The organism is Caulobacter sp. CCNWLW153, assembly GCF_036889365.1.
GTDB lineage: Bacteria > Pseudomonadota > Alphaproteobacteria > Caulobacterales > Caulobacteraceae > Caulobacter > Caulobacter radicis.
Window position 1 is genome coordinate 13,614 of sequence record NZ_JBAKFV010000027.1, and the last position, 24,497, is coordinate 38,110.

The following is a 24,497-nucleotide window of genomic DNA, read 5'->3' on the forward strand; positions in this document are numbered from 1 at the left end:
AGTTGATGGCGGATATCGGAGAACTGGTCGCGGCCCTGCCGGACAAGTCCTTGCTTCTGCTCGACGACGATGCGCCCCTGCGCACCCGTCTTGGTCGAGCTTTGGAACAGCGCGGCTTCGAGGTGACCTTGTGCGCCTCGGTGGCCGAGGCGATCGGCTCGCTGAAGTCGCAGGCGCCGGCCCACGCCGTGCTCGACATGCGGCTCGAGGACGGCTCGGGCCTGAAGGTGGTCGAGGCCGTGCGCGACGCCCGCGCCGACGCCAAGATCATCATGCTGACCGGCTACGGCAACATCGCCACCGCGGTGGCGGCGGTGAAGGCCGGGGTGGTCGACTATCTCTCCAAGCCGGCCGACGCCGACGACGTGGCCCGCGCCCTGCTGGCCGCCAAGGACGCCGCGCCCGCCCCGCCGGAAAACCCGATGAGCGCCGACCGCGTGCGCTGGGAGCACATCCAGCGCGTCTACGAGATGTGCGGCCACAACGTGTCGGAGACGGCCCGCCGCCTCAACATGCACCGCCGGACGCTTCAGCGGATCCTGGCGAAGAGGGCCCCGCGGTAATTTCCCTCTCCCCTTGCGGGAGAGGGCGGCCTCCCGGAGGGAGGTCGGGTGAGGGGTCTCTCAGAAATCAAACGCCGCGATAGCCGATCGGCCGTCGCGGCGTTTTCGTGAGCGCGACCAGGATTACCCCTGCACCGACAGCTCGCGCAGCGCCGCGTTGGCGATGGTGAGCTTGGCGAAGGTCCAGCCGCCGCCGGCCTGCTCGATGTCTTCCACCGTGCGCTTGGCGGCCTTGACCCGGTCGGCGCGCAGCGCGGCCCAGGAGGCCACAGCCTGCTTGGCGGACGCCTCGTCGTCGCCGGCCTGGGCGTTGGCCGAGAACTTCAGCACCGCCTGGGTGATGGCGGCCTGTTCGAGCAGCAGGTCCTCGATCAGGCGACGGACGGCCAGGCGCTCGAAGCTGTCGCCGCCGACGAACTGGCCGGCCGCCCAGCGCAGGCGGTCGAAGCCCAGGGCCGCGCCGACCTGGTGATAGAGGCGGGCGACATTCTCGACCGACCAGCTCGACGCGTTGCCCAGGTCGACGAGATCGGCGGCCGTGGTCACCGGCTGCAGGGCGGCGACCGCCTCGGCGAGCTGCTGCGGGGCGCCGTCGGCGACATAGGCCTTGGCGCGCTTGGCCGTGGTCTTCTGCTCGAAGGCCGACAGGATGGCCGGGGTCTTGCTCTTGAGAGCCGCCACCGACGGACCGTAGGCCTCGACCAGCTGCTGGACGCTGGACTTGTCGCGGAAGGCCCGTCGGGCCAGCCAGAAGGTCAGGCTGCGCAGGGCGTAGGCCAGGGCCTTGTAGAGCGCGGTCTGGCCCTCGGCCTCGGCCTGGTTGTCCAGCGCCGAGACCTGGTCCCACAGGGCGTCGATGCCGAGGATCTCGCGGGCGGCGGCGAAGCCGACCACCAGGGCCTCGACGTCGCAGCCGGCGGCGGCCTTCAGGCGGCTCGGGAAGGTCGGGCCGCACATGTTGACCATCTGGTTGCCGACCACCGTGGCGATGATCTCGCGCTTGAGGCGGTGCTTCTGCATGGCGTCGGCGTACTTATCCAGCGCCCCCGGGAAGTAGCCGCGCAGGGTGGTCTCGAACCAGGGATCATCCGGCGCGCGCGAGGCGATGATGTCGTCGAACAGGTCGAGCTTGCCGTAGGCCAGCAGCACGGCCAGTTCCGGACGGGTCAGGCCCTTCTTGGCCTGGGCGCGGTCGGCCAGGACGGCGGCCTCGGGCAGGCCCTCGACCTTGCGGTCGAGGCGACCGCGGGCCTCCAGCTCGCTCATGAAGCGGGCGTGGGCCTCCAGCTCCTCGGCGCTGTCGCTTTCCAGCAGCGTCAGGGCCAGGGTCTGGTCGTAGTTGTGCTCGAGCACGTGATGGGCGACGTCGTCGGTCATCGAGGCCAGCAGCGTGTTGCGGTCCGGGCGGGTCAGCTCGCCCGAGCGCTCCAGGAGCCCCGTGAGGATCTTGATGTTGACCTCGTGGTCGGAGCTGTCGACGCCGGCGCTGTTGTCGATGGCGTCGGTGTTCGAATGGCCGCCGCTTTGCGCGAACTCGATGCGGCCGGCCTGGGTGAGGCCGAGGTTCGCGCCCTCGCCCACCACCTTGACCCGCAGGTCGGCGCCGTTGACGCGGATGGCGTCGTTGGCCTTGTCGCCGGCCTCGGCGTTGGTCTCGCCCTTGGCCTTCACATAGGTGCCGATGCCGCCGAGATAGAGCAGCTCGGCGCGCGACTTGAGGATCGCGGTCATCAGCTCGGCCGGCGAGACGCTGGCGGCCTTGAGATCGAGCATGGCCTGGACCTCGGGGCTCAGCGGGATCTCCTTCTGGTTCCGCGGCACGATGGCGCCGCCCTTGGAGAGCTTGCTGGCGTCATAGTCGGCCCACGACGAGCGCGGCAGCTTGAACATGCGGTCGCGTTCGGCCCACGACACGGCCGGATCCGGATCGGGGTCGAGGAAGATGTGACGGTGGTCGAAGGCGGCCAGGAGCTTGGTCTGCCTGGACAGCAGCATGCCGTTGCCGAACACGTCGCCCGACATGTCGCCGACGCCGACCACGGTGAAGGGCTCGGCCTGGATGTCCTTGCCCAGCTCGCGGAAGTGGCGCTTGACCGCTTCCCAGGCGCCGCGGGCGGTGATGCCCATGACCTTGTGGTCGTAGCCGACTGAACCGCCCGACGCGAAGGCGTCGCCCAGCCAGAAGCCGTAGCTCTCGGCCAGGCCGTTGGCGATGTCGGAGAAGGTGGCCGTGCCCTTGTCGGCGGCGACGACCAGGTAGGGATCCTCGCCGTCGTGGGCGACCACGGCCGGCGGCGCGATCACCTGGTTGTCGGCGTCGATGTTGTCGGTGATGTCCAGGAGGCCCGACAGGAAGGTCTTGTAGGCGCGGATGGCCTCGGCCTGGATGGCGTCGCGGTCGCCGCCGCGCGGCAACTGCTTGGGATAGAAGCCGCCCTTGGAGCCGACCGGCACGATGACGGCGTTCTTGACCTGCTGGGCCTTCACCAGACCCAGGACTTCGGTGCGGAAGTCGTCGCGGCGGTCGGACCAGCGCAGGCCGCCGCGGGCGACCGGGCCAAAGCGCAGGTGCACGCCCTCGACGTGCGGGGCCGAGACGAAGATCTCGCGATAGGGCTTGGGCGCCGGCAGGTCGGCCAGCTCGCGCGAGGCGATCTTGAAGCTGATGTGCGGCTTGGCGCCGCCGTCCTCGCCCGACTGGTAGAAGTTGGTGCGCTGGATGGCGCCGACCAGGGCGGCGATGCGGCGCAGGGCGCGGTCGGCGTCGAGGCTTTCGACCGCCTGCAGGGCCTCGGTGATCTTGTCGGCGACGGCGGCGGCCTGTTCCTTGCGGGCGGCCAGGTCGGCGGCGATGGCCGGGTCGAACTTGATCCGGAAGAGATCCAGGATCAGGCGCGCGACGCCCGGATTGTCGGCCAGGGCGGCTTCTTGCACGGCCTGCGACGGGTCGAGCCCCGTCTGCTGGCGATAGCGGGCCAGGGCGCGCACCAGGGCGGCCTCGCGCCAGTCGACGCCCAGCTCCAGCACCAGGCGGTTGAAGCCGTCGCTTTCGGCCTTGCCCGTCCAGATGGCGACGAAGGCGGCCTCGAAGGCCGACTTGATGTCGGCGAAGGCCAAGTGCTCGCCCTGCTCGTCGCGCAGCACGAACTCATGCACCCAGGTCGGGGCCTTGAGGCCGTCGATGGTGGGCTTCAGCTTGAAGCCGTCCTCGATCAGGGCCTTCAGGCCCATGTGCTCGAGGATCGGCAGCACGTCGGCCAGCGGCGCGGCCGCGCCCGGACGATAAAGCTTGAAGCGGAAGGTCATGGCGTCGTCGCCGTCGCGACGGAAGGCCCGCACGCGCACGGCCTCGCCGGCCTTCAGGTCGTCGACGACGGCGATGTCGGCCAGGGCCTCGGGCGCGTCGTACTGGTCGCGGTAGCCGGGCGGGAAGGCGCCGGCCCAGCGCGACAGGGTGTCGACCACCGGGCGGGTGGCGCCGCGCTCGCGGACGATGGCCTCGAAGCGGTCGTCCCAGGTGCGGGTGGTCTCGGCGATGGCCGCTTCCAGCGCGGCCAGGTCCGGCTCGGGATGGGCGCCCGGCTTGACGCCGAGGATGTAGTGCACCCGGGCCAGCGGCGCGTCGGAGAAGCTGGGATAGTAGGCCGAGACGCGGCCGTCGAAGGCCTGGCTGAGCAGGTCGCCGGCGCGCTGGCGCACGCCCGAGTCATAGCGCTCGCGCGGGACAAACAGCAGGGCCGAGATGAAGCGGTCGAACGGGTCGCGGCGGGTGAACAGGCGCACGCGCGGACGGTCGTAGAGGTGCAGCACGCCCAGCGCCATGGAGAGCAGGTCGCCCTCCTCGATCTGGAACAGCTCGTCGCGCGGCCAGGTCTCGAGGATGTTGCGCAGGCGCTTGCCGTTGTGGCTGTCGGGATCCTTGCCGGCCCGGTCGAGCACGTGCTCGACCTTGCGGCGGATCAGCGGCACCTCGTGGGCGGGGGTCTCGTAGGCCTCGGCGGTGAACAGGCCCACGAAGCGGACCTCGCCCGAAGGCTTGCCGTCGGCGCCGTAGCGGCGCACGCCGACGTAATCCATGTAGCCGCGGCGGTGGACCTTGGAGCGCAGGTTCGACTTGGCCACGACCAGCGGGGCGCCCAGCAGCAGGTGGTCGCGCACCTGCGGCGACAGGATCGCCGGCTCGCTTTCGCGGCGCAGGACGGTGCGGGTCTGGTCGCGCAGGACGCCCAGGCTGCCTTCCGGCTGGTAGAGCGGCTCCTCGGCCGCATAGCCGCCGTCGGCGGTGCGGGGGTAGTCGTAGACCCGCGCGCCCAGGAACACGAAGTGGTCGCCTTCCAGCCAGTCGAGGAAGTCGACGCCCTCGGCGCGCTCTTCGGCGGGGATGTCGACCTGGGCGCCGCGCAGCTCTTCGATCGTGCGGCGCATCAGGGCGCGCATGGCGTCGAAGTCGTCGACGGCGCGGTGAGCGTCGGCCAGGGCGTCGCGGACGGCGGTCAGCAGGGCCTCTTCACGGTCCTGGCCGACGGGCTCGAGCCACACCTGGATCAGCGAGCGGCGCTGGCCGGCAAGCTCGACCATCGGGTGGAACATGGCGCGGACCGAGAAGCCGGTCTCGGCGATGGCGCCCATGATCGAATCGACGAGGAAGGGGCGGTCGGGCTGGACGATCTCGAGGACGTCGCCGCCCTTGGCGGTGCGCACGCGCAGGGCCAGGGCCTCGTTGGCCGAAGCTTCGGCGAAACGGTAGAGGGCGGCCAGCTCGGCGGCCACGTCGCCGGCCTCGACGGCGGGCAGCTCTTCGGCCGACCAGTCTTCGGCGGCCAGCGCCGCGAACTGGGCCTGGGCAGGGGTGAGCGCACCGCCGAAAGCCGTTTCCAGAGCCGCGCTCAGAGCCGTGCCCTGGGCGCTGGACGTCTGTTGGTTCGCCTTGCGGTCACTATCGCCGACCATGGGATTTCCTCGCGAATTTTTGGCGACAACCTAGCCCTTTCCCGTGCGCGTTCAACCGACACGCCCGAGAACCGAACAATATTTTGCCTAAACTGCTGAATTCCGAAGGAAGCGCCACCCACATTTCTATCCGGACGCCCTGGCCGAGGATTGTTCGGAAACGCTGCTCCGGACACGGAAGCGCCGCCGGTGGGGGGAGACCGGCGGCGCAGGCCCGCCTTGGGGGGAGCGGCGGGCGTTTTCCGCGTTCGACGCGCCAGGTAAAGCAGGCTGGCGTCGCCGCGGGACCGGGATTGGGGGGCTCCCGGTACCAGACCTAGATAGGAGCGCTTCCAGGAATTTTAAGTCCCTTTTCTCGAACTTGGCTTTTTTCTCGCCGATCCCTGTTTGGCGACCCCGGCCGGGCCGTGGCCGGTGGCCCGCTCGCTGGTCGGATCGCCGTCTTCCGACAGCAGGATGGCGATCCAGCGGGTGCCGTCGAACTGGGCCAGGATCAGCATCAGGGCGACGGTCAGGGGCGTGGACAGGAACATGCCGATGCCGCCCCACAGCGCGCCCCAGACGGCCAGCGACAGCAGCACGACGGTGGGGTCCATGTTCAGGCTGTCGCCCTGCATGCGCGGCAGCACGACGTTGCCGACGACGAAGAAGATCACCTGCAGCGAGCCGGCCAGGATCAGCGCCGGCAGCAGGCTGTGGGGGAACTGCACCAAGGCGAACAGCGGCGGCAGGATGCAGCCGATAGCCCCGCCGATGATCGGGATGTAGGCGGCGATGAAGATCAGGAAGGCCCAGAAGAAGGCGTTGTCGAGCCCGACCAGGGCCATCACCGCCCAGGCGGCCACGGCGATCATCAGGCCGGTGACGGTCTGGATCCACAGGTATTGCTCGACCCCGTTGCGGATGCGCTGGAACAGGGCCACCGACTGGTCGCGCTCGGCGTGGTGCGGGAACAGGGCGACGATCTTGCGCGAGAAGCCCCGGCGCGAGGCGATGATGAAGCCCAGATAGATCAGCACCAGCACGGCGTTGGAGGCGAAGTTCTGCAGGCTGCCGGCGATGGCGCCGACATATTGCTGCGGATTGAGCTGGGCGATCAGGTCGTCCAGCGTGGGGGCGACGCGGATCCCGAACAGGCCGGCGATCTTGGCGATCACCTCGTTGAGGCGGGGGGCGTAGGCCTTGGCCTGGCCGACGAACCCGGCGCCGTTCTCGACCACGATCCACACCGAGCCGCCGAACAGCAGCAGCGACAGCACGATGGCCGTCGGCAGGGCCAGCTTCTCGGGGAACCTGGGCACCCGCACCGTCAGCACGCGGGCGAAACTGTCGATCATCACCGCCAGGAAAATGGCCAGGACCAGCGGCGTCAGGATGCCGCGCATGTAGTAGAGGGCCGCGCCAGCCGCGACCACCGCCAGGAAGACGACGGCGTTGCGGCTGGTGATCGAGGGCGTGAAGGTCGTCATCGACGGGAATCTCTGTTCGCGTAAGTCTTGGGGACCATTGTTCAGCCCGATTGGCGAAGGACAAGGCCAGAGCTAGGCTTAAGCCTCAATCATGTAGGGAAGTTGCGCATGACCCTGGCGATCGGCGACGGTGAAATCCTGATCGGGCTCGGTGAGGGGCCCGTCACCCAACGGCTGGACCGCTCCAATCGCCATGGCGTGGTGGCCGGCGCCACCGGCACCGGCAAGACTGTGACGCTGCAGATCATGGCCCAGGCCTTCGCCGACGCGGGCGTTCCGGTGTTCGCCGCCGACGTGAAGGGCGACCTCTCGGGCGTCGCCGCTCTGGGGACGCCCAACGAGAAGATGCAGGCCCGCGCCGCGTCGATGGACATCACCCTGACCCCGGCCGCGCCGCCGACCATCTTCTGGGACCTGTTCGGCGAGAAGGGCCACCCGATCCGCACGACCATCTCGGAGATGGGTCCGCTGCTGCTCTCGCGCCTGCTGGAACTGAACGACGTGCAGGAAGGGGTGCTGACCATCACCTTCCACGTCGCCGACAAGGACGGCCTGCTGCTGCTCGACCTGAAGGATCTTCAGGCGGCGCTGAAGTACGTGGCCGACAACGCCGCCGAGATCGGCACGCAGTACGGCAACGTCTCGGCCGCCACCGTCGGGGCGATCCAGCGCAAGCTGCTGACCCTGCAGACGCAAGGCGCCGAGCACTTCTTCGGCGAGCCGGCCCTCAATCTCGCCGACATCATGCGCACCGACGTGGCCGGGCGCGGCTATGTCAACGTGCTGGCGGCCGACAAGCTGATCCAGTCGCCCAAGCTCTATTCGACCTTCCTGCTGTGGCTCCTGTCGGAGCTGTTCGAGGAACTGCCCGAGGTGGGCGATCCGGAAAAGCCCAAGCTGGTGTTCTTCTTCGACGAGGCGCACCTGCTGTTCAACGATGCGCCGAAACCGCTGCTGGAGAAGATCGAGCAGGTGGTGCGCCTGATCCGCTCCAAGGGCGTAGGCATCTATTTCGTCACCCAGAACCCGGCCGACATTCCCGACGCGGTGCTGGGCCAGTTGGGCGCGCGCGTGCAGCACGCCCTGCGCGCCTACACCCCGGCCGACCAGAAGGGACTGAAGGCGGCGGCGCAGTCGTTCCGGGTCAATCCGGCCTTCGACACCGCCGAGACCATCCAGGCCCTGGGCGTGGGCGAGGCCCTGGTCTCGGTGCTCGACGCCAAGGGCGCGCCCTGCGTGGTGCAGAAGACCCTGATCCGCCCGCCGGCCTCGCGCCTGGGCCCGCTGACGCCTGAGGAGCGCGCCGCCGCCATCGCCAAGAGCCCGGTGGCCGGCCTCTACGACACCGCCCAGGACCGCGCCTCGGCCTACGAGACCCTGCAGGGCCGCGCCGCCCAGGCCCAGAAGGACGCGGCCGCCGCCGCATCCGCCGCCGAGGCCGAACGCCAACGGGCCGCCGAGGAGAAGGTGCGCGAGCGCGAACGGGCCCGCGAGGAACGCGAAGACGCCCGCGCCTCGCGGCCGCGTGCGTCGGCCAGCCGCCAGGGCATGGCCGAGACCTTCGCCAAGTCGCTGCTGCGCACGGTGGCCAGCCAGGCGGGGCGCGAGATCATGCGCGGGCTGCTGGGGGGATTGAGCCGGAGGCGGTGACGCCAGGAACCTCCCCCTGTGGGGGAGGCGGCCGAAGGCCGGTGGGGGGCCGGTTTCAGCTTTCGAGACGTTGGAAAATTTCCCAGTCACTCCCCCCACCGATCGCTGCGCGATCGCCTCCCCCACGGGGGGAGGTTCTTCTTGCGGCGGCTATTTTCTCCCCCCGTTTTACGGGTGAGGAGTGAAGTCGGCGGAAGAAACGGCCCCCTCCGGCGCTACGCGCCACCTCCCCCAGAGGGGGAGGATCTCACGGCCGCCTCCGCCAGCGCCCGGTGCAGTTGCTCGATGCGGAACGGCTTGCGCAGGACCGGCCAGGGCAGGTCCTCCAGCGCGGCGGCGAGGCGGTCGCCGGCATAGCCGGTGGTCAGAAGGACGGCCGTGCGGGGCGTGCGTGCGGCGACGATGCGGCCCAGCTCCACGCCGCTGACGCCGCCGGGCATGACGAGGTCCGACAGCAGGACGTCGAAGTCCGGCTCGACCTCCAGCCGGGCCAGGGCCGCGCGGCCGTGCTCGGCGGTGACGACGATGCAGCCCAGCTCCGTCAGCGCCCCTTCGGTGATGGCCCGGACGCTGGCGTCGTCCTCGACCAGCAGCACCCGCACACCGGAGAGGTCGGCCTGCGGCGCGTCCTCGACACGCTCGGCGACGATCCCGTCGGCGACGGCGGACGGCAAGTGCAGCGACACCGTGGTCCCGCGATCCTCCTGGCTGTCGATGGTCACCGCCCCGCCGCACTGACGCACGAAGCCGTAGACCTGGGCCAGGCCAAGGCCCGTGCCCTTGCCGACCTCCTTGGTGGTGAAGAACGGCTCGAACACCCGGGCGAGCACCTCGGGCGACATGCCGTGGCCGGTGTCGGACACCGCGACGCGGACATAGTCGCCGGCCGGGGCCTCGCCCGCCTGCCCGTCCTCCAGCCGCTCGGCCGTGACCTCGACGGTGATGGTTCCATGGTCGGGCGTGGCGTCGACGGCGTTGACGACGAGATTGAGCAGGGCGGCCTCGAACTGGGCGGCGTCGACGCGGCTGGAGCCGGCCTCGCGATCCGCGCGGACCTCCAGGCTCTTGGCGTCGCCGACGGCGCGACGGACCAGCGGCTCGACCTGAAGGATCAGGCCGGCGATGTCGACGACCTCGAGCTTCAGCTCCTGGCTGCGCGAGAAGGCGAGCAACTGGCGGGTCAGGCGCTCGCCGCGCTGGCCGGCGGCCAGGGCCGCCTCGCCCAGGCGCCGCACGCGGGCCACGTCGTCGGGGCGCTTGAGGATCATGTCGAGCCCGCCGACCATCACCGTCAGCAGGTTGTTGAAGTCGTGGGCGACGCCGCCGGTCAGCCGGCCCACCGTCTCCAGCCGCTGGGACTGGGCCAGGGCCGCCTCGGTCTTGGCCCGCTCGGCGATGCTGGCCTCCAGGGCGGCGGTGCGCTCGGCGACGCGGTCTTCGAGCTCCAGCGTCGTCTCGACCACCTCGGTGTTGTCGAAGCAGCTGCCGATATAGCCCTGGAACTGGCCGTAGGCGTCGTGGCGCGGGGCGCCGGCGCTGCTGATCCAGCGCCAGGCGCCGTCCGCGCGACGCAGGCGGAAGGCGGCGCGGAACGGACGGCGGGCCTCGATGGCGGCGGCCGCCTCGGCCTCGGCGGCGTCCAGGTCGTCGGGATGCACGCCGGCCGCCCAGCCGCGCCCCAGTTCCTCGTCCATCGCCCGGCCGGTGAACTTCAGCCAGGCGTCGTTGAACCAGATGCAGGCCCCGTCGACGCCCGAGATCCAGATCATCACCGGGGCGGCGTTGGCCACGCCCCGGAACTGCTCCTCGCTGGTGCGCAGGGCCGCCTGGGCGCGGCGCTCGCGGGTCACGTCGCGGAAGGTCACCGCCAGGCCCTCGGTTATGCGCACCCCGCTGGAGCGCACCCAGTGCTCCTCGCCGTCGATCACCCGCCGCACCTCCAGGTCGTCGGGACCGCCTTCGTCGAGCAGGCGCGTCAGGCGCTCGATCATCTGCTGGCCGGTCTCGTCGCGGAAGACGTCGCGCACTCGGCGACCGATCAGGGTTGAGACGCCCCGCGGCCTAAGGGCCTGGGCGGCGGGGTTGGCGTAGGTCCAGCGGAAGTCGGCGATCTGGCCGCCGCGCCGCACGGGTTCCAGGATCACGAAGGCGTCGAGCGAGGCGTCCTGGGCGATGCGGAACCGCTCCTCGGCGGCCAGGCCGCTGCGCACGGCCAGCCGAAGGGCGGCGACGAACAGCACGATCAGGCCGCTGCTCAGGGCGAAGGTGGCCAGCTGCGTGGCCTGGGCGGTGTCGAGCGGCCCGCCCATCCACAGAAGCCGCACGAACAGGGCGCTGGCCAGCACCGAGGCCAGGCCCGCCCACAGCCCGCCGACCAGGGCGGCCAGCATGACAGCGACGAAGAACGGCGGGAAATTGCTGGGGTGGTCGGTCAGGCTGGCCGCGCCGAAGCGGGCGGCGACAGCCAGGCCCACGGCCGCGCCGGCCAGGCAGAACCGGAGGATCGGGCGATCGACCGACGATGCGAACCGGATCGTCGTCCGACTGAGAAACTGGCCCATTACGCTAGCCCCGCGTCACCAGGCGCACCCCCGCCGGCGACGCCTTGCAAACGCCGCCGCACGGCAGAGGTTCCACGGGTGTGCGCGATCAGGCCGCGCCGCGGGCCTTGGTCTGTTCCGAAGCGTTGGCGACGGCGGCGCGGGCCAGGGTCCAGGCCGACAGGCTGTCGATCGGACCCGGACGGCCGATGGCGTACCCCTGAAGTTCGGCGCAGGACTCGCCGCGCAGGAAGTCGATCTGCTCCTGGGTCTCGACGCCCTCGGCCACGACCGGGATCTCCAGGCTGCGCCCCAGGCCCAGCACGGCGCGCACGATGACGGTGGCGCGGTCGTGACGGTGGATGTTCTCGACGAAGCTCTTGTCGATCTTGATCTTGTCGAACGGGAACGACTGCAGGGTCGACAGCGACGAGAAGCCGGTGCCGAAGTCGTCCATGGCGATGCGAACGCCCAGGGCCTTCAGGCGGCGCAGGTTGTCGAGCGCGCGCTGGTAGTCCTTGAAGAGGGCGCTTTCGGTGATCTCCAGCTCCAGGCGCGAGGGCGACAGGCCGGTGGCGATCAGTACCTCGTGCACCAGGGTGGGCAGGTTGGGCTGGTTCAGCTGCAACGGCGACAGGTTGACGGCGATGCGCAGCGGGCGATCCCAGCTGGCGGCGTCGGCGCAGGCGCGGCGCAGGACCCATTCGCCCAGCTGGGTGATCAGGCCGTTCTCCTCGGCCACCGGGATGAAGTCGAGCGGCGGGACCATGCCCCGCACCGGGTGCTTCCAGCGGACCAGGGCCTCGAAGCCGCAGACCTCGCCGTCGGCGGCGCGGGCCAGCGGCTGGTAGAACACCACCAGTTCCTCGTCGGTGATGGCCTGGCGCAGCTCGCGGGCCAGGGTGCGACGTTCACGGATGGTCTCGTCCATCTCGCGCTTGAAGAAGCGATAGACGCCCCGGCCGCTTTCCTTGGCGCGGTAGAGGGCCATGTCGGCGTTGGCCAGCAGGGCCTCGGCGGTGCGGCCGTCGTCGGGGAACAGCGAGACGCCGAGGCTGGCGCCCATGGCCAGGTCCTGGCCTTCGTAGACGGCCGGGACCGACAGCTGCTCGAGCACGCGGCCGGCCAGTTCGGCGGCGGCGGCGGGCTGGTCGCCAGCGGCGATCTGCACGAGGATGAATTCGTCGCCGCCCAGGCGCGCGGCGAAGGACGGGGCGGTGACCGAGTCCTGCAGGCGGCGGGCGGCCTCGACCAGCAGGGCGTCGCCGGCCAGGTGGCCGTGCAGGTCGTTGGCCTCCTTGAAGTGGTCCAGATCGATGCAGACCAGCGACAGCGTTTCGCCGGACGCCTCGACGCGCTCCAGGGCGGCGGCCAGGCGGGCTTGCAGCGAGTTGCGGTTGGGCAGGCCCGTCAGGCCGTCGTGCTCGGCCAGGTAGCGGATCTTCTCCTCGGCCGAGCGGCGCTCGCGCAGGTCGCGGATGGCCAGCACGGTCAGGCCCGAGGTCTCGGTGCGGGCGCCGTCGTCCATCAGGCGCGAGAACACCTCGACCGGGATGGCGCGGCCGCCTTCGAGCGGCTGGAGAAGCCCCTCGCGGCGCACGCCCTCGCGGGCCGGCTCCTTGCCGTCGAAGGTGAGCATGGACGTGTAGAGCGGCTTGCCGACCAGGTCGTCCAGCGAGGCGCCGGCCAGTTCGCAGAAGGCGGCGTTGGCGTCGTTGATGCGGCCGTCCTGGACCACGACGATGCCTTCGTAGGCGGCGTTGGCCAGGCGGCGGATGCGGTCGAGGGCCGAGCGGCTGGTCGAGGACTCGATGGTCACCGCGCCCAGGCCGCCCAGGATGATCAGGCCCGTGATGGCGGTCACCGCCAGGGTCAGCATGGCGCCCGACAGCAGTTGCTCGGGCACCACGACGTTGACGTCGGGCATGATGGTCACCGCGCCCATGCCGGTGAAGTGCAGGCCGCAGACGCCCAGCGTCAGCACCGTGCCGCCGATCAGTTGCTTGGTCAGCGAGCGGGCGCGACCGGCGATCACCAGGGCGATGGCCGAGAAGGACACGCCGATGACGACCGAGGCGGCGACGGTGGCCTGCTCCCAGAGCACGTAGCCCTGGGTCACGAAGGCCGACATGCCGGTGTAGTGCATCGCGCCGATGCCCAGGCCCAGCAGCAGGCCGCCGGCGCAGTCGTTGGTGCGGGTGCGCTCGGCCGAGGCCACGGCGAAGCCGGCGGCCATGAACAGCACCGCGATCATCAGCGACAGCAGGGTGCCCGCCGGGCTGTAGCCGGTCTTGAGGCCCGGGTCGTAGGCGACCATGGCGATGAAGTGGGTGGCCCAGACGCCCGAGCCGGCCACCAGGCCGGTCAGCAGCAGCCAGGCCCCGCGGACCAGGCCGCGCGCGCCGCGCAGGCGTGAAAAGAGTCGGAACGCCGTGAAACAGGCGGCGAAGCAGACGAGGCCGGCGACGAGCACGAGCCTGAAGTCATGCTGCCCCGTCAGGCAGGTCAGAACCTTCAACAAAGGCGTTCCCCCAGAGTGGTACGGCGCCACTCTGTGCGGAAAGATACAAAAAAATGGTTTCTATTGCGCGGCCAGGTAGTCGAAAGCGCGACCTATCGCCGCGCGCCGTGGTGAATCGAACCCTAACGCCGCCGACGCCGCGACAGACGCGGCGTCTGCATTTGAACTCTTAAAAGAAGCGCTCGCCGATACGCACCGTGTCGCCCGGCGCGACCTGGGTCGACGGGGTCAGGCTCATCTTGGTCTCTTTCTCTTCGCCAAGACGCTTGATGTAGACCTTGTTCTTGTCGGCCCGGTAGGTGTAGCCGCCGGCGGTGGCCACGGCGTTCTGCACGGTCAGGCCCGAGGTATAGGGATAGGTGCCCGGCTTGCTGACCTCGCCCAGGATGTAGAACGGACGGAAGTTCAGCACCTCGGCGCTGACGCGCGGCTGCTTGAGATAGCCGTTGCGCAGGGCGGTCTCGACCGTTTCCTGGAACTGGCGGACGCTGAGGCCGGCGGCCTTGACCTCGCCCAGCAGCGGCAAGGACACCAGGCCCGAGCCGGTGACATAGAACTCGCCCGACAGGGTCGGCTCGCCGAAGACGGTGACGCGGATCTTGTCGCCCGAGCCCAGCTGGTAGTCGGGATCGACCGGCGCGGCGGGCGCGGCCGCGGACGGCGCGACAGGCGCGGTTTGCGGCGCCGCAGCAGCGGCGGCGGGAGGCGGCGGGAGGGTGTCCTGAGCCTGGGCGATCGGCGCGGCCGCGGCGAGGGCCAGGCAGATCGAAGCCGCCCGAATAAGGCGTCGAACGGTAATCATTCTCGTCACGTCTCTCGGCTGCATCCCTCCCTGGTCTCATCGCATGGAGACCCGGGCGTCACAAGCTTCACCCCGGAACGGGGCGCCGTTTTCGCGCTTGCAGCATGGCCGGAGCGCCCTCGCCCACCCGGACGGCGGTCAAAACGCCCGTCGCATAGGCTCCGGTGTCGACATTGATCCGGTCACGGCCCAGAAACGGCTCTTCGTCGGGGGTGTGGCCGTGGACGACGACCATGCCCAGGCCGTGCGGCTGATGCAGGAAATCGCCGCGGATCCACAGCAGGTCCTGCGGGTCCTGCTGGGCCAGAGAGCGGCCCGGGCGCACGCCGGCGTGGACGAACAGGTAGTCGCCATAGGCGGCGGTCAGCTCCAGCTGGCGCAGGAAGTTCAGGTGGCGCAGGGGCAGGTTGCGCTGGAACTGTTCCTGGGCCGCGCGCCAGGCCTCGGGGTCGCGCCCCGCGGGCCGCGCCACCCCGTAGGAAGCCAGGGTCTCGCCGCCGCCGAACTCGGCCCAGACCGGCCCGCCCTCGGGGCTGTCGAGGAACTGCAGCAGGGTCTGCTCGTGATTGCCCATGAGAGTGCGGACCTCGAAGCCCGCGGTCCCGCCGGAAGCGGCCTTGAGGGCGGCGATGCGCTCGATCACCCCCGCCGACTCCGGGCCGCGGTCGACATAGTCGCCGACGAACACGATCACCGGCCGGTCCGGCCGGCCGAGCGCGGCGAAGTCGGCCGCCACGGCGTCGAGCAGCAGGTCGAGCAGGTCGAGACGGCCGTGGATGTCGCCGACGCCGTAAACCACTCGGCCGTCGGCGGAGGCGGTTTGCGACTTGGATCGGGACTTGGGACGCAGGAAGCCGAAGACCATGGACCTAGGAGGATGGAGGAGAACGAGACGGGGCCGATGGCCAAAATGCCTTACGCGCAAGGCCCCTTCAACCTCCGCCACACATATTTACGATAAATAAACCGAGATTTTCGAGAGCGATTTAACCTTGAACATTCACCCACCGTTACCAATAACGCCAAATAAACCAGATTGATTAGACGTTAAAACACCAAGCATTTTGACCTCGAATTCAATGGATACTCCGATGATGAGCTCACGAACTTCGCGAGCCCGTCATGAAGATCACCGCCTTTCTCGGAACCGCCATCGCCAGTCTTGGCCTGATGGCCGCCGCCCCGGCCCTGGCCGGGCCGGCGCCGGCGTTCATGCCGATGGGCGCGCCCGCCGCCGCCCCGCCCGGTTTCACCGACCTGTGCCAGCGCGACCTCGACAGCTGCGGCGCGGCCGCACACGAGATCGCCGCCCTGACCGGCCAGGCGCCGCAGCCCGGCCCCGGCATCGCCACCTCGTCGACCTCGACCGCCTGGAGCGGCGGCCGCCGCCTGACCTTCGCCGCCCAGGCCCAGGCGATCGCCGCCGAAACCGAGGCCCCGGACGAGAACGGGGACGAGGACACGGTCGCCGCCCTGACGGTGGAAGCCCTCGCGCCCCTGCGCCTGGACACCGCCTTCGCCCTGGTCTCGCCCGAGGCGGCGCTAGCCGCGGCCCTGTCTCCGAGCGCCGCCGCTCCGGCCCGCCCGGTGGTGAGCCTGGCCTCGGCGGCCGGCGAGCTTCCGCGCCTGTCGCGTGACCAGATGAAGCTGCTCAACGACATCAATCGCCGCGTAAATCGCGAAGTGCAGAAGGCCGAGGACTTCGATCTCTACGGCATGATCGAGTATTGGAGCCTGCCGCGCGTGATCGACGGCAAGATGTACGGCGACTGCGAGGACTACGCCCTGGAAAAGCGCCGCCGGCTGATCGAAGCCGGGGTGCCGGCCGCGGCCCTGTCGATGGCCGTGGCGGTGACCGCCCGCGGCGAAAGCCACGCCGTGCTGGTGGTCGCCATGGAGCAGGGCGACTGGGTGCTCGACAACCTCACCCCCTGGGCCACGCCCTGGAGCGAGCTGAACTATCGCTGGATCGAGCGTCAGGCCCCCGGCTCGGCCGCCTGGGTGACGATCGGCTGATCCCCGCCCGAAAGTAAAAAGGCCTCGCTTCGAACAGAAGCGAGGCCTTTTCCGTATTCAGACAGTATTGCCTGCTTAGTAGGCGTTTTCCGCCATCAGCAGGTGCGGCACCGTCAGCAGCAGGATGCGGATGTCGCTCATCAGCGACCAGCCGTCGATATAGGCGATGTCGGCCTTGATGCGGGCCGCCATGTCCTCGACGTCGGTCGTGCCGCCGCGCAGGCCGCGGATCTGGGCCAGGCCGGTAAGGCCGGGCTTGGCCTGGAAGCGCATGTTGTAGGTCGAGATCAGCGCGCCGTAATAGGCGTCGTGCGCCATGGCGTGCGGGCGTGGGCCCACCAGCGACATGTCGCCCTTCAGCACGTTGAGCAGCTGGGGCAGCTCGTCGATGCTGGTGGTGCGCAACAGCTTGCCCGACTTGGTGATGCGGTCGTCGTCGCGACGGGCCTGGGTGACCTTGTCGCCGTTCTCCTCGCACCGCATCGAGCGCAGCTTGTAGATGGTGAAGGTTCGACCGTTCAGGCCGCCCCGCGTCTGGCGGAACAGCACCGGTCCGGGCGACTCCAATTTGATCCAGAGCGCCGCGAGCAAAAGCACGGGCGCGAAGAAGATCAAGGCAAGGGCAGCAACGACGACATCGATGAAGCGCTTGCCGGGATCCACGGCGACACGAGCAAGAATCTCGCCCGCGACGGCGTTCATGGTTTCGGTGTTCGAGCTTCCGCTCACAGCGTAACCCCCTATCCCACGACACACAAAAAGGAACGAAGCCACCCCACTTCGTCTCTAACTACCTAATGCAACTCTCCGACGACGTCGCGCGGAAACTGATACTTAACCATAAAATACAGTCATTTTGCGTAAACCCTGTTCCTTCACTAGGGCTTAGGGGTGAAAAGCTAAGCTTATATTCGCGCAGATGACGAAGCTGCGCTGAAGGGGCCTTGAGTTTCATGCCGCACGCCAACCTCTCGATGAGCAACGTCGCCGACGCCGTTCCGGCCGCCACGCGCCGCCTGCCGCGCGCCGTCGGCCTGGGCCTGGCCGCCCTGGTTTCGGCCGGCCTGTGGGTGGCCGCCCTGGAACTTTTCCGCGCCCTCATCTGATCGGCCCGCACGATCAGGGCTGCCGCAGCCGCAGCACGGTCAGTTGCAGCGCCAGCCCCACCCGGCCCGCCGGGTTGCGGATGTCGTTGGCCATTCGAACCAGCTCCTTGCGTTTCCAGTTCGCGCGGCGCCATTCGGCGCTGAGTTGTTCGATCGTCTGGGCGCGCGCCGTCGGCGTGAGCCGGTCCCAGCGCTCGTAGGCGAACCGCGTCCGGGCGCTGAACAGGCTGGTCTGCAGCGGCGCCACCGTGAACGAGCGCTCCAGCGCCAGGGCCGAGGGCCCGTCGAGACCCGCCGCGGCGTCGACCGCCGCGCGGCGCAACCAGGCCGATCCCGATCCCGGACGTGACGCCAGCTCTCGCCGGCTGAGACCGTCCAGGCGCGCCAGCTCCACCTTTGAAAGATCCTTGCGCGCCAGGCCGCGCTCGATGCTGGCCGCCAGGGCGTCGGCCGGCGCGGTCGGCCAGGCCGACAGGTCGCCCCCGACCTTGGCCGCCAGCAGCGGCGCGGCCATCAGCACCGCGACGAGCGCGCACGCGCCGCCGCCGGCCAGGGCCAGCCGGGCGGGCGCGCGATCGGGCTTGACGCCGCGCGTCTCGCCCCGCAGCGAAACCAGGCCGCCCAGCGCGCCCAGGCCCAGCGTCGCCAGGGCCTGGATGGCCGGCACCTGCAGCGCGAAATCCGACAGGCCGTGGATCAGGAACACCGCCGCCGCGCAGACCGCGCCCCGCGCCCAGATCCCGACGCCGCCGGAACCGAACGCCGCGCGGACCACCGGGGCCAGGCGCTCGCCCAGCAGGGCGGCCATCAGCACGGTCCCCACGACGCCGGCTTCTTCCAGCCACTGGACATAGAGGTTGTGGACGGCGCGCACGTTGTGCAGCTCGCGCAGGGCCGCCTCGGTCATCAGCATCTGGTTGACCGAGGTGAACGCCCCCAGGCCGTAGCCGAACCAGGGCGAGGACAGGAAGGCCCGCCAGTGCGGGGCGATGATCTGCCGGCGGATGTCGAGATCCTGCTGGGCCAGGTCGAAGCGCTCGACCACCAGGCCCGCGCCGTTGAGGCCCAGGGCGACCACCAGCAGCACCGCCGCGCCGCCGATGAACAGGACGCCGCCGCGGGTCATCCGGCGGCCGGCGAAGACCTGCCAGACCGTGAACAGGCCGGCCCCGATCGCGCCGGCGATCAGGCCGCCGCGCGAGGCGGTCATCAGCAGGCAGACGACCAGCAGGGCCACCAGCCCGGCCATAGCGACAGCGCGCGGATCGCCCTTCTTCAGCGTGGCCGAGCCGCCCCGGCGCAGGCGCTGGGCCAGGCCCGCCGCGGCCATGACCACGCCGGCGGCGAACACCGTGGCGGCGCTGTTGGGCCCCAGCAGGGAGGCGGCCATGCGGCCCTCGCCGCGCAGGCCGACGTGGTGGACGAGGGCGCCGGCCGCGTAGATCCCCAGCCCCCACAGCATGAAGGCCAGCAGCCGGCGGCCGCGCGTCTGCGAGGCGGCGACCACCCGGGCGGCGACATACAGGCAGAAGAGCCCCAGGAGATTGAGGACGTTGAGCAGCACCGCCGAGCGGTCGAGGGTCGAGGCGGCCGGGCCGTCCGGCAGGAAGGTCCAGACCGGATGCGGGCCGTCGGGGCTCCACGGGGTCAGCGGAACCAGGACCGCGGCCAGCAGCAGGCCGGCCAGCACGGCCGGAACCGTCCAGCCGCCCAGCCGCGCGAGGTCGCGGCGGGCCCAGCCGCAGGCGGCCAGCAGGATGACGAGGGAGAGGGCGTAGAGCCCGGCGAACACGGCCGCCACGGCCGTGTCGCTGGCGCCGAAGGCCAGGACGGCGCCGAAGACCAGCGCCGTCAGGCCCGCGCAGGCGGCGGTTTCGGACCCCGCGAGCCGCCGGGTCCGACGCCCGTCAGTCCGCATAGTACTTTCGGTAGCTCTTGTAATAGTAGCCGGCGTCGCCGTAGCCGTAGCGGGACTGGGCCTTGAGATCCATCTGGGTCAGGGCCACGCCGGCCAGGAACACGCCGCGCCCCTGCAGCAGCGACAGCGCCGAGGTGATGGCCTTGACCGGGGTGCGCTTCCAGCGGGCCAGCATGACCACGGCGTCGGCGTGCGGCGCCAGGATGCGGGTGTCGGCGATGGCCAGCAGCGGGGCGGTGTCGAGCAGCACCACGTCGAAGCGCTGGCGCAGCTCGGCCAGCAGGCGCTGGAAGGCGGCCGAGCCGAAGACGTCGCGCGGCGTGTAGGCCGACTTGGTCAGCGGCAGGACCCTGGCCCCGCTTTCGTCGACGTACAGCGCCTCGTCCAGCGTGGCCGCGCCGTTCAGCACCTCGATCAGGCCGACCGTGGGCGCGGTGGGCAGGAAGCGGTTGATCGCCCCCTGGCGCAGGTCGCAGTCGACGACCACGACATTGGCGCCCGAGGCGGCCAGTGTGCGGCCCAGCGAGAAGGTGGTGGTGGTCTTGCCCTCGCCCGGCAGCGACGAGGTGACGGCGATCACCTTCACCGTCTCGCCGACCTTGGAGAACAGGATCGCCGCCCGCAGCTTGCGCAGGCTCTCGGCGAAGCTGGAGAGAGGCTTGTTCAGCAGGTAGTCGGGCGGGGCCAGGCCGCGGGCGGCGCGGGCGTCGTCCAGGGTGGAGCTGAGCAGCGGCACCGAGCCCAGATAGGGCACGCCGAGGCGGCGCTCGACCTCGTCCTCGGTGAACAGGCCGGCCATCAGGATCTCGGCCAGCACCACGGCGGCGCCGCCGGCCCCGAGCGCGGCCACCAGGCCAAGGATCAGGTTGACCGACGGCTTGGGTTCGCTGGGCTTGCTGGGGATGGTGGCGCGCGACAGCACGCGGGCGTCGGGCTGCTCGATGCCCTGCTGGGTGGTGGTCTGCTTGAAGCGGCCCAGCAGCGATTCATACAGGGTGCGGACCGACTCGGCCTTCCGCTCCAGCTCGGCCAGGCGGATGCTGGCGCGGTTGTTGCCGGCCAGGGTGCCGCGGGCGGCGCCGACGCTGCCGGCGACCGAGCCGGTGCGCTGGCGCGAGATCTGGGCCTGGGCCTCGAGGTTGGAGATGATGCGCTTGATCTCGGCCTGGATCTGGGTGTCGATCTCCGCCAGTTCGCGGCGGGCCTTGATCAGGTCGGGCCAGCGCTCGTCGTAGCGCTCGGCCATGGAGTTGACCTGGGCGATCTTCTCCGAGCGCTGCTTGCGCAGCTGCTGGATGACCGGCGAGGTCATGGTCTCGCCGAGGTCCTCGCCGTTGCTGCCGCGGGCCAGCTGGTTGCGGGCGATGTTGAGGCGGGCGTCGGTCTCGGCCTGCTCGGCGCGAGCCGTGGCCAGCTGCTGGTTCAGGCCCGAGATCTCCTGCTCGGTCAGGGTCGCCCCCTGGGCGCTGAGCAGGTTGTTGGCGATCTTGTACTGCTGGACCTCGGCCTCGGCCTGCTGCAGCTGGCCGCGCAGGTCGGCGACGCGGGTGTTGAGCCAGCCGTTGGCCTGCTTGGTGGCCTCGAACTTCGCTTCCAGCTGTTCGGTCAGGTAGAGGTCGGCGAAGGCGTTGGCCAGGCGCGCGGCCTGGGCCGGGTCCTCGTGCGTGTACTGCACGGTGATCAGGTAGGTCACGCCCGCGCGGCGGACGCTGAGGCCGCTGAGCACGCGGTCGACGATGCGCTCGCGCAGGCGCTGGGCGGCGACCGGGTCATTGGCGGCGGTGGGAGCCACCGTCTTCTTCAGGAAGGGGAACCAGGCCTTGACGCCCTTCGCGCCGGCCAGGCTCGGATTGTAGTACGGGTCCTGGTCGAGCTTGAGCTGGTCGACCACGCGGCCGGCCAGCGACCGCGAGCGCAGCACTTCCACTTCGGTGTCGACCACGGCGCTGTCGGCGGGCAGGCCCGACAGCACGGCGTTCATGTCCGGGGTCACCTGCTCCTGGCGCACGTCGATCATGACCTGGGCCGAGGTCGAGTAGCGCGGCGTCTCCTGCAGGGTGAACAGCACCACGGCCACGAAGATCGCCAGGGCCACCGCCGCGAACAGCCTGAGCCTGCGCCGGAAGATCGCGATGATGACGTTGAGGTCAAACGCGGGCGCCGCGGCGTCGGACGCCGCAGCGATCGGGGTCTCGAAGGTCGAGCCGTCCATGATGCGCACTCTCAGTGGTCGATGACCCTCCGCTAGAGGAGGGTCGCGACCTTTTTTGGACTAGAATTGCAGGGCGAGCGAAGCGGCCAGCTTATTGTCGGTGAAGCTTCGCGCGGCATTGGCGCCTTCAGACTTCTGCTTCAGGTAAGTGTAGGTCAGGAAAACCCCGACGCGACGGTTCATCAGATACGAAACCGAAGCCTTGGCGCCGCTGCGCTTGTCTTCGCGATCGATGCCTTCGTAGTCGTCGCTGCCGAAATTGGCCTGGCCCGACAGCAGCACGTTGCGCAGCAGCTCATGGTCGACGGCCACCGAGCCGGTGGTCGAGACGAAGCCCTGCGAGTTGGCGACGACGGATTCGTCGATGTTGCGGGTGGCGTTGAAGGTAACCGTGGTCAGTTCGGTGGGGAACCACTCGACCTTGGTCTTGGTGCTGAGACCGCTGATGTCGTCGACGCGACGCCCCGTCGAGGTGACGAAGTTGTCGTAGGTCTGCTTCATGTAGCCGGCGTCGATCTGGCCGCGGACGGCCTGGGCCAGCTCGAAGTCGACGCCCGCCGACAGGATGTAGCCGTCGGAGTCGCGGGCCGAGTCGGTGTCGTAGCGGCGCGAGTCGCCGGTCAGCGAGACGTAGAAGGCGGTGTCGGGGCTGACGGCGTAGTCGGCCTTGACGCCATAGCGGTACTGGTCGCGGTCGCGGAAGTCCTGGTCGAGCTCGCCGGCGGCGTTGCGGCCGTCCTCGTAGTCATAGGACTTGCTGCTCAGATCGCCCGTCAGGCGCAGGCGGTTGAATTCCTTCACCCCGGTCAGGGCGGCGGTGACCAGTTCGTACTGGATCGGGGCCAGGGCGGCGACCGGCGAGGTCGGGGCCGAGCGCGGCTCGGTCAGCTTCTGGTACTGCAGGCCGCCGGAGATGAACGAGCCGCGGACGACGTCGAGCTTGCCGTTGAGGCCGAGGGTGTATTCCTCGTTGTCCTCGGTGCCGTTGTCCGAATAGCGGTTGATCGAGCTCGAGGCGAAGGCGCTGAGCGAGTGGCGCGACCAGTCCGAACGCAGGGCGATTTCCGGCTTCACGCGCCAGATGGTGTCGGACGTCTCGTCGGCGGCGACGGCGTAGATGTTGTCGTCGCGCTCGACGTCCACCGTCAGACGCGGATAGGCGATGAAGGCGCCCAGACGCACGCCCGCGGCCTCATAGTCCGGGCGGGGACGCTGGCGCACGCTGGTGTGCTTGTCGCGCTTGAAGCTGGACGCGTCGCTCTGCGCGGACGCGATCTGCGGCGCAGCCGCGACGAGAACAGCCGCGATCGCGGCCGAGGCGAGTATCTTCATGGTCTATCCCCAGTTCGGCGACTTCAGTCGCCTTCGGAAACCCGACACAAACAAAAAAGGGATCCGGCGCCGGACGTCCCGGCGCTGGTCTAACGCGTAGTGAAGTCCTAGGTGCCGCAGTAGTCGGCGGTCACGCCCGCGCACGGGTCGTAGGCCGCCGGCGGCGCGGCGCCGTCGCCACCGCCGCCCGGCGTGCCCGACAGGCTGACCAGGACGCTGACCGAGCCGCCGGCGGTCGAGGAGGTGACCGTGGCGGTTTGGCCGGTGGCCTTCAGCTGAGCGACGACGGCGGGAGCGTTGGCCACGGTGGCGGCCATGCCCGGCGCGACGGCGGCGGCGACCTTGAGGGCCACGCCGGCGCTGATGACGTTGGAGGCCACGGCCTGGATCAGGGCGGCGGCGATCACCTCGGGCGAGGCGCCGCTGGCGGCCAGGGCCGCGGCGACCGACGCCTGGACGGCCTCGAGCTTGGCGTCGGGCGTCTTGGCCGCGAAGCTGGGATCGGCGGCGGCCGAGCGGGCGGCGGCGGCGATCACGGCTTGCAGCGAAGCCGCGCTGGGCGGCGCGGTCGAGGCCGGCGTTGCGCCGCCTTGCACGGCGGCGGCGGTCGACACGAAGGGCGCGACGGCGAGGGCCAGGCCCGCGACGACTGCGCCTACGAAACGCGATGACATGGCTTACCCCCTGTTAAGAATTCGCGTCCCCTATAAGCCGCGCCTCCCGGGTATTCCAGCCCTAAAACTATTATAAACGTTAATCGAAGCGCTCAGACTTGCGTCTTTGCACATAAGCGGCACAGTTTCATGACCGTCTGCTTGGGATCAGATCAATTCTTACGACATGAGCATGACATGGGCGGCGATCGCCTCGCCGGCGCACGATCTATCCTCTCGCGCGAATATTTCCGGCGCCGACGACCGGGGGTCTTGATCACCTGACAAGCTTCGCCATTAGCAAGCTCGACAGTGAAACAAGTTGATTCAACCATGGGTTATACTAGAGCGATCATTTGATCAGCTTGCGGATTCAACGACGACGGCGCGTCAGTCGTCGAAATTCTCGCCGCAGGGGTCGTTCGAGGCTGGGCCAGATGAGAAGACCGACCAGGACGGCGATGACGGCGGCGGCGAACAGCAAGCTTCCACTCCTGGCTGCGACCACCCTACAACCTCGACGTGACTGTTTGTTTGAAATCGGTCTCGCGCGCGATGTCGCCCGGCATTTTCGCGCCGGCGCCCAAGGCGCATGCACCCGACGTCTTGTCTCGCGCCCGCGATTGGCCGATTAGCGGGCGGAAGGTTCGGATCCGCCGGCCGCCTCCATCCGTGGAAAGAGGACATCCATGCGCGTAGCGATGATTGGCACGGGCTATGTGGGCCTGGTGTCCGGGGCGTGCTTTGCGGACTTCGGTCACGTGG

General features: G+C 69.7%; 16 protein-coding genes. 5 read left to right on the plus strand and 11 right to left on the minus strand.

Annotation, left to right across the window (positions count from 1 at the left end; translation table 11 throughout):
• Nucleotides 1–5 precede the first annotated feature (5 nt).
• Nucleotides 6–563 (plus strand): stationary phase response regulator transcription factor SpdR, encoded by a 558-nt coding sequence (gene spdR / locus V6S85_RS25940; RefSeq protein ID WP_058348705.1) that lies wholly within the window; start codon nt 6–8, stop codon nt 561–563.
• A gap of 123 nt (nt 564–686) precedes the next feature.
• Here spdR and V6S85_RS25945 read toward each other — a convergent pair whose 3' ends face one another.
• Both V6S85_RS25945 and V6S85_RS25950 read right to left on the minus strand, forming a co-directional pair.
• A complete protein-coding gene (locus tag V6S85_RS25945; protein ID WP_334350735.1) occupies nt 687–5,513 on the minus strand; it encodes an NAD-glutamate dehydrogenase in 4,827 nt (1,608 codons plus the stop codon).
• A gap of 341 nt (nt 5,514–5,854) precedes the next feature.
• Entirely contained in the window at nt 5,855–6,982 is a 1,128-nt protein-coding gene (locus V6S85_RS25950; protein ID WP_116569680.1) for an AI-2E family transporter, read from the minus strand.
• A gap of 108 nt (nt 6,983–7,090) precedes the next feature.
• On the opposite strand from V6S85_RS25950, the gene V6S85_RS25955 reads away from it, so the two are divergent.
• Nucleotides 7,091–8,632 carry a helicase HerA-like domain-containing protein gene (locus V6S85_RS25955; protein WP_116569681.1) on the plus strand — a complete coding sequence of 514 codons (1,542 nt, stop codon included), beginning with the start codon at nt 7,091–7,093 and terminating at the stop codon, nt 8,630–8,632.
• A 215-nt stretch (nt 8,633–8,847) separates the two neighbouring features.
• Here V6S85_RS25955 and V6S85_RS25960 read toward each other — a convergent pair whose 3' ends face one another.
• The 4 genes from V6S85_RS25960 to V6S85_RS25975 all read right to left on the minus strand — a co-directional run bounded on the left by V6S85_RS25960 (nt 8,848) and on the right by V6S85_RS25975 (nt 15,294).
• The gene (locus tag V6S85_RS25960; protein ID WP_334350736.1) at nt 8,848–11,193 is read right to left on the minus strand and encodes a hybrid sensor histidine kinase/response regulator; all 2,346 of its coding nucleotides are present in this window, start codon (nt 11,191–11,193) and stop codon (nt 8,848–8,850) included.
• An 88-nt stretch (nt 11,194–11,281) separates the two neighbouring features.
• Nucleotides 11,282–13,693, minus strand: a complete 2,412-nt coding sequence (locus tag V6S85_RS25965) for an EAL domain-containing protein (protein ID WP_334350737.1) — start codon at nt 13,691–13,693, stop codon at nt 11,282–11,284.
• A gap of 169 nt (nt 13,694–13,862) precedes the next feature.
• On the minus strand, nt 13,863–14,495 hold the full coding sequence (locus tag V6S85_RS25970) for a polysaccharide biosynthesis/export family protein (protein ID WP_116569684.1): 633 nt from the start codon (nt 14,493–14,495) through the stop codon (nt 13,863–13,865).
• Nucleotides 14,496–14,562: 67 nt separating this feature from the next.
• Entirely contained in the window at nt 14,563–15,294 is a 732-nt protein-coding gene (locus V6S85_RS25975; RefSeq protein WP_334350738.1) for a metallophosphoesterase family protein, read from the minus strand.
• Between the two features lie 323 nt (nt 15,295–15,617).
• On the opposite strand from V6S85_RS25975, the gene V6S85_RS25980 reads away from it, so the two are divergent.
• Nucleotides 15,618–16,511, plus strand: coding sequence for a transglutaminase-like cysteine peptidase (locus V6S85_RS25980; protein WP_334350739.1), 894 nt, complete (start codon nt 15,618–15,620; stop codon nt 16,509–16,511).
• A gap of 75 nt (nt 16,512–16,586) precedes the next feature.
• Here V6S85_RS25980 and pssZ read toward each other — a convergent pair whose 3' ends face one another.
• Entirely contained in the window at nt 16,587–17,213 is a 627-nt protein-coding gene (pssZ, locus tag V6S85_RS25985) for an exopolysaccharide biosynthesis protein PssZ (protein WP_101714178.1), read from the minus strand.
• Nucleotides 17,214–17,464: 251 nt separating this feature from the next.
• Between pssZ and V6S85_RS25990 the strand changes: the two genes are divergently transcribed.
• Nucleotides 17,465–17,617: a hypothetical protein gene (locus tag V6S85_RS25990; protein ID WP_165829049.1), complete on the plus strand. Its 153-nt coding sequence runs from the start codon at nt 17,465–17,467 to the stop codon at nt 17,615–17,617.
• A gap of 13 nt (nt 17,618–17,630) precedes the next feature.
• On the opposite strand, the gene V6S85_RS25995 is transcribed toward V6S85_RS25990, so the two are convergent.
• From V6S85_RS25995 to V6S85_RS26010, 4 genes are all read right to left on the minus strand, one after another.
• Nucleotides 17,631–19,535, minus strand: a complete 1,905-nt coding sequence (locus V6S85_RS25995) for an O-antigen ligase family protein (protein ID WP_334350740.1) — start codon at nt 19,533–19,535, stop codon at nt 17,631–17,633.
• Nucleotides 19,525–21,747, minus strand: coding sequence for a GumC family protein (locus tag V6S85_RS26000; protein WP_116569688.1), 2,223 nt, complete (start codon nt 21,745–21,747; stop codon nt 19,525–19,527). Before V6S85_RS26000 ends, V6S85_RS25995 begins: the two co-directional genes overlap by 11 nt.
• 60 nt (nt 21,748–21,807) lie before the next feature.
• The gene (locus tag V6S85_RS26005) at nt 21,808–23,079 is read right to left on the minus strand and encodes an outer membrane beta-barrel protein (RefSeq protein WP_116569689.1); all 1,272 of its coding nucleotides are present in this window, start codon (nt 23,077–23,079) and stop codon (nt 21,808–21,810) included.
• Nucleotides 23,080–23,186: 107 nt separating this feature from the next.
• Nucleotides 23,187–23,753, minus strand: coding sequence for a hypothetical protein (locus tag V6S85_RS26010; RefSeq protein WP_116569690.1), 567 nt, complete (start codon nt 23,751–23,753; stop codon nt 23,187–23,189).
• Between the two features lie 668 nt (nt 23,754–24,421).
• Here V6S85_RS26010 and V6S85_RS26015 point away from each other — a divergent pair.
• Nucleotides 24,422–24,497 (plus strand): hypothetical protein (locus tag V6S85_RS26015; protein WP_334348563.1); only part of this gene is annotated, 76 nt, incomplete at its 3' end.

Excerpts from the sequence above, each read along its gene's own strand:
- spdR (WP_058348705.1), top strand. The coding sequence starts at position 6 with ATGGCGGATATCGGAGAACTGGTCGCGGCCCTGCCGGACAAGTCCTTG.
- V6S85_RS25945 (WP_334350735.1), bottom strand. The coding sequence starts at position 5,513 with ATGGTCGGCGATAGTGACCGCAAGGCGAACCAACAGACGTCCAGCGCC.
- V6S85_RS25950 (WP_116569680.1), bottom strand. The coding sequence starts at position 6,982 with ATGACGACCTTCACGCCCTCGATCACCAGCCGCAACGCCGTCGTCTTC.
- V6S85_RS25955 (WP_116569681.1), top strand. The coding sequence starts at position 7,091 with ATGACCCTGGCGATCGGCGACGGTGAAATCCTGATCGGGCTCGGTGAG.
- V6S85_RS25960 (WP_334350736.1), bottom strand. The coding sequence starts at position 11,193 with ATGGGCCAGTTTCTCAGTCGGACGACGATCCGGTTCGCATCGTCGGTC.
- V6S85_RS25970 (WP_116569684.1), bottom strand. The coding sequence starts at position 14,495 with ATGATTACCGTTCGACGCCTTATTCGGGCGGCTTCGATCTGCCTGGCC.
- V6S85_RS25980 (WP_334350739.1), top strand. The coding sequence starts at position 15,618 with ATGAAGATCACCGCCTTTCTCGGAACCGCCATCGCCAGTCTTGGCCTG.
- pssZ (WP_101714178.1), bottom strand. The coding sequence starts at position 17,213 with ATGAACGCCGTCGCGGGCGAGATTCTTGCTCGTGTCGCCGTGGATCCC.
- V6S85_RS25990 (WP_165829049.1), top strand. The coding sequence starts at position 17,465 with ATGCCGCACGCCAACCTCTCGATGAGCAACGTCGCCGACGCCGTTCCG.
- V6S85_RS25995 (WP_334350740.1), bottom strand. The coding sequence starts at position 19,535 with ATGCGGACTGACGGGCGTCGGACCCGGCGGCTCGCGGGGTCCGAAACC.
- V6S85_RS26000 (WP_116569688.1), bottom strand. The coding sequence starts at position 21,747 with ATGGACGGCTCGACCTTCGAGACCCCGATCGCTGCGGCGTCCGACGCC.
- V6S85_RS26005 (WP_116569689.1), bottom strand. The coding sequence starts at position 23,079 with ATGAAGATACTCGCCTCGGCCGCGATCGCGGCTGTTCTCGTCGCGGCT.
- V6S85_RS26010 (WP_116569690.1), bottom strand. The coding sequence starts at position 23,753 with ATGTCATCGCGTTTCGTAGGCGCAGTCGTCGCGGGCCTGGCCCTCGCC.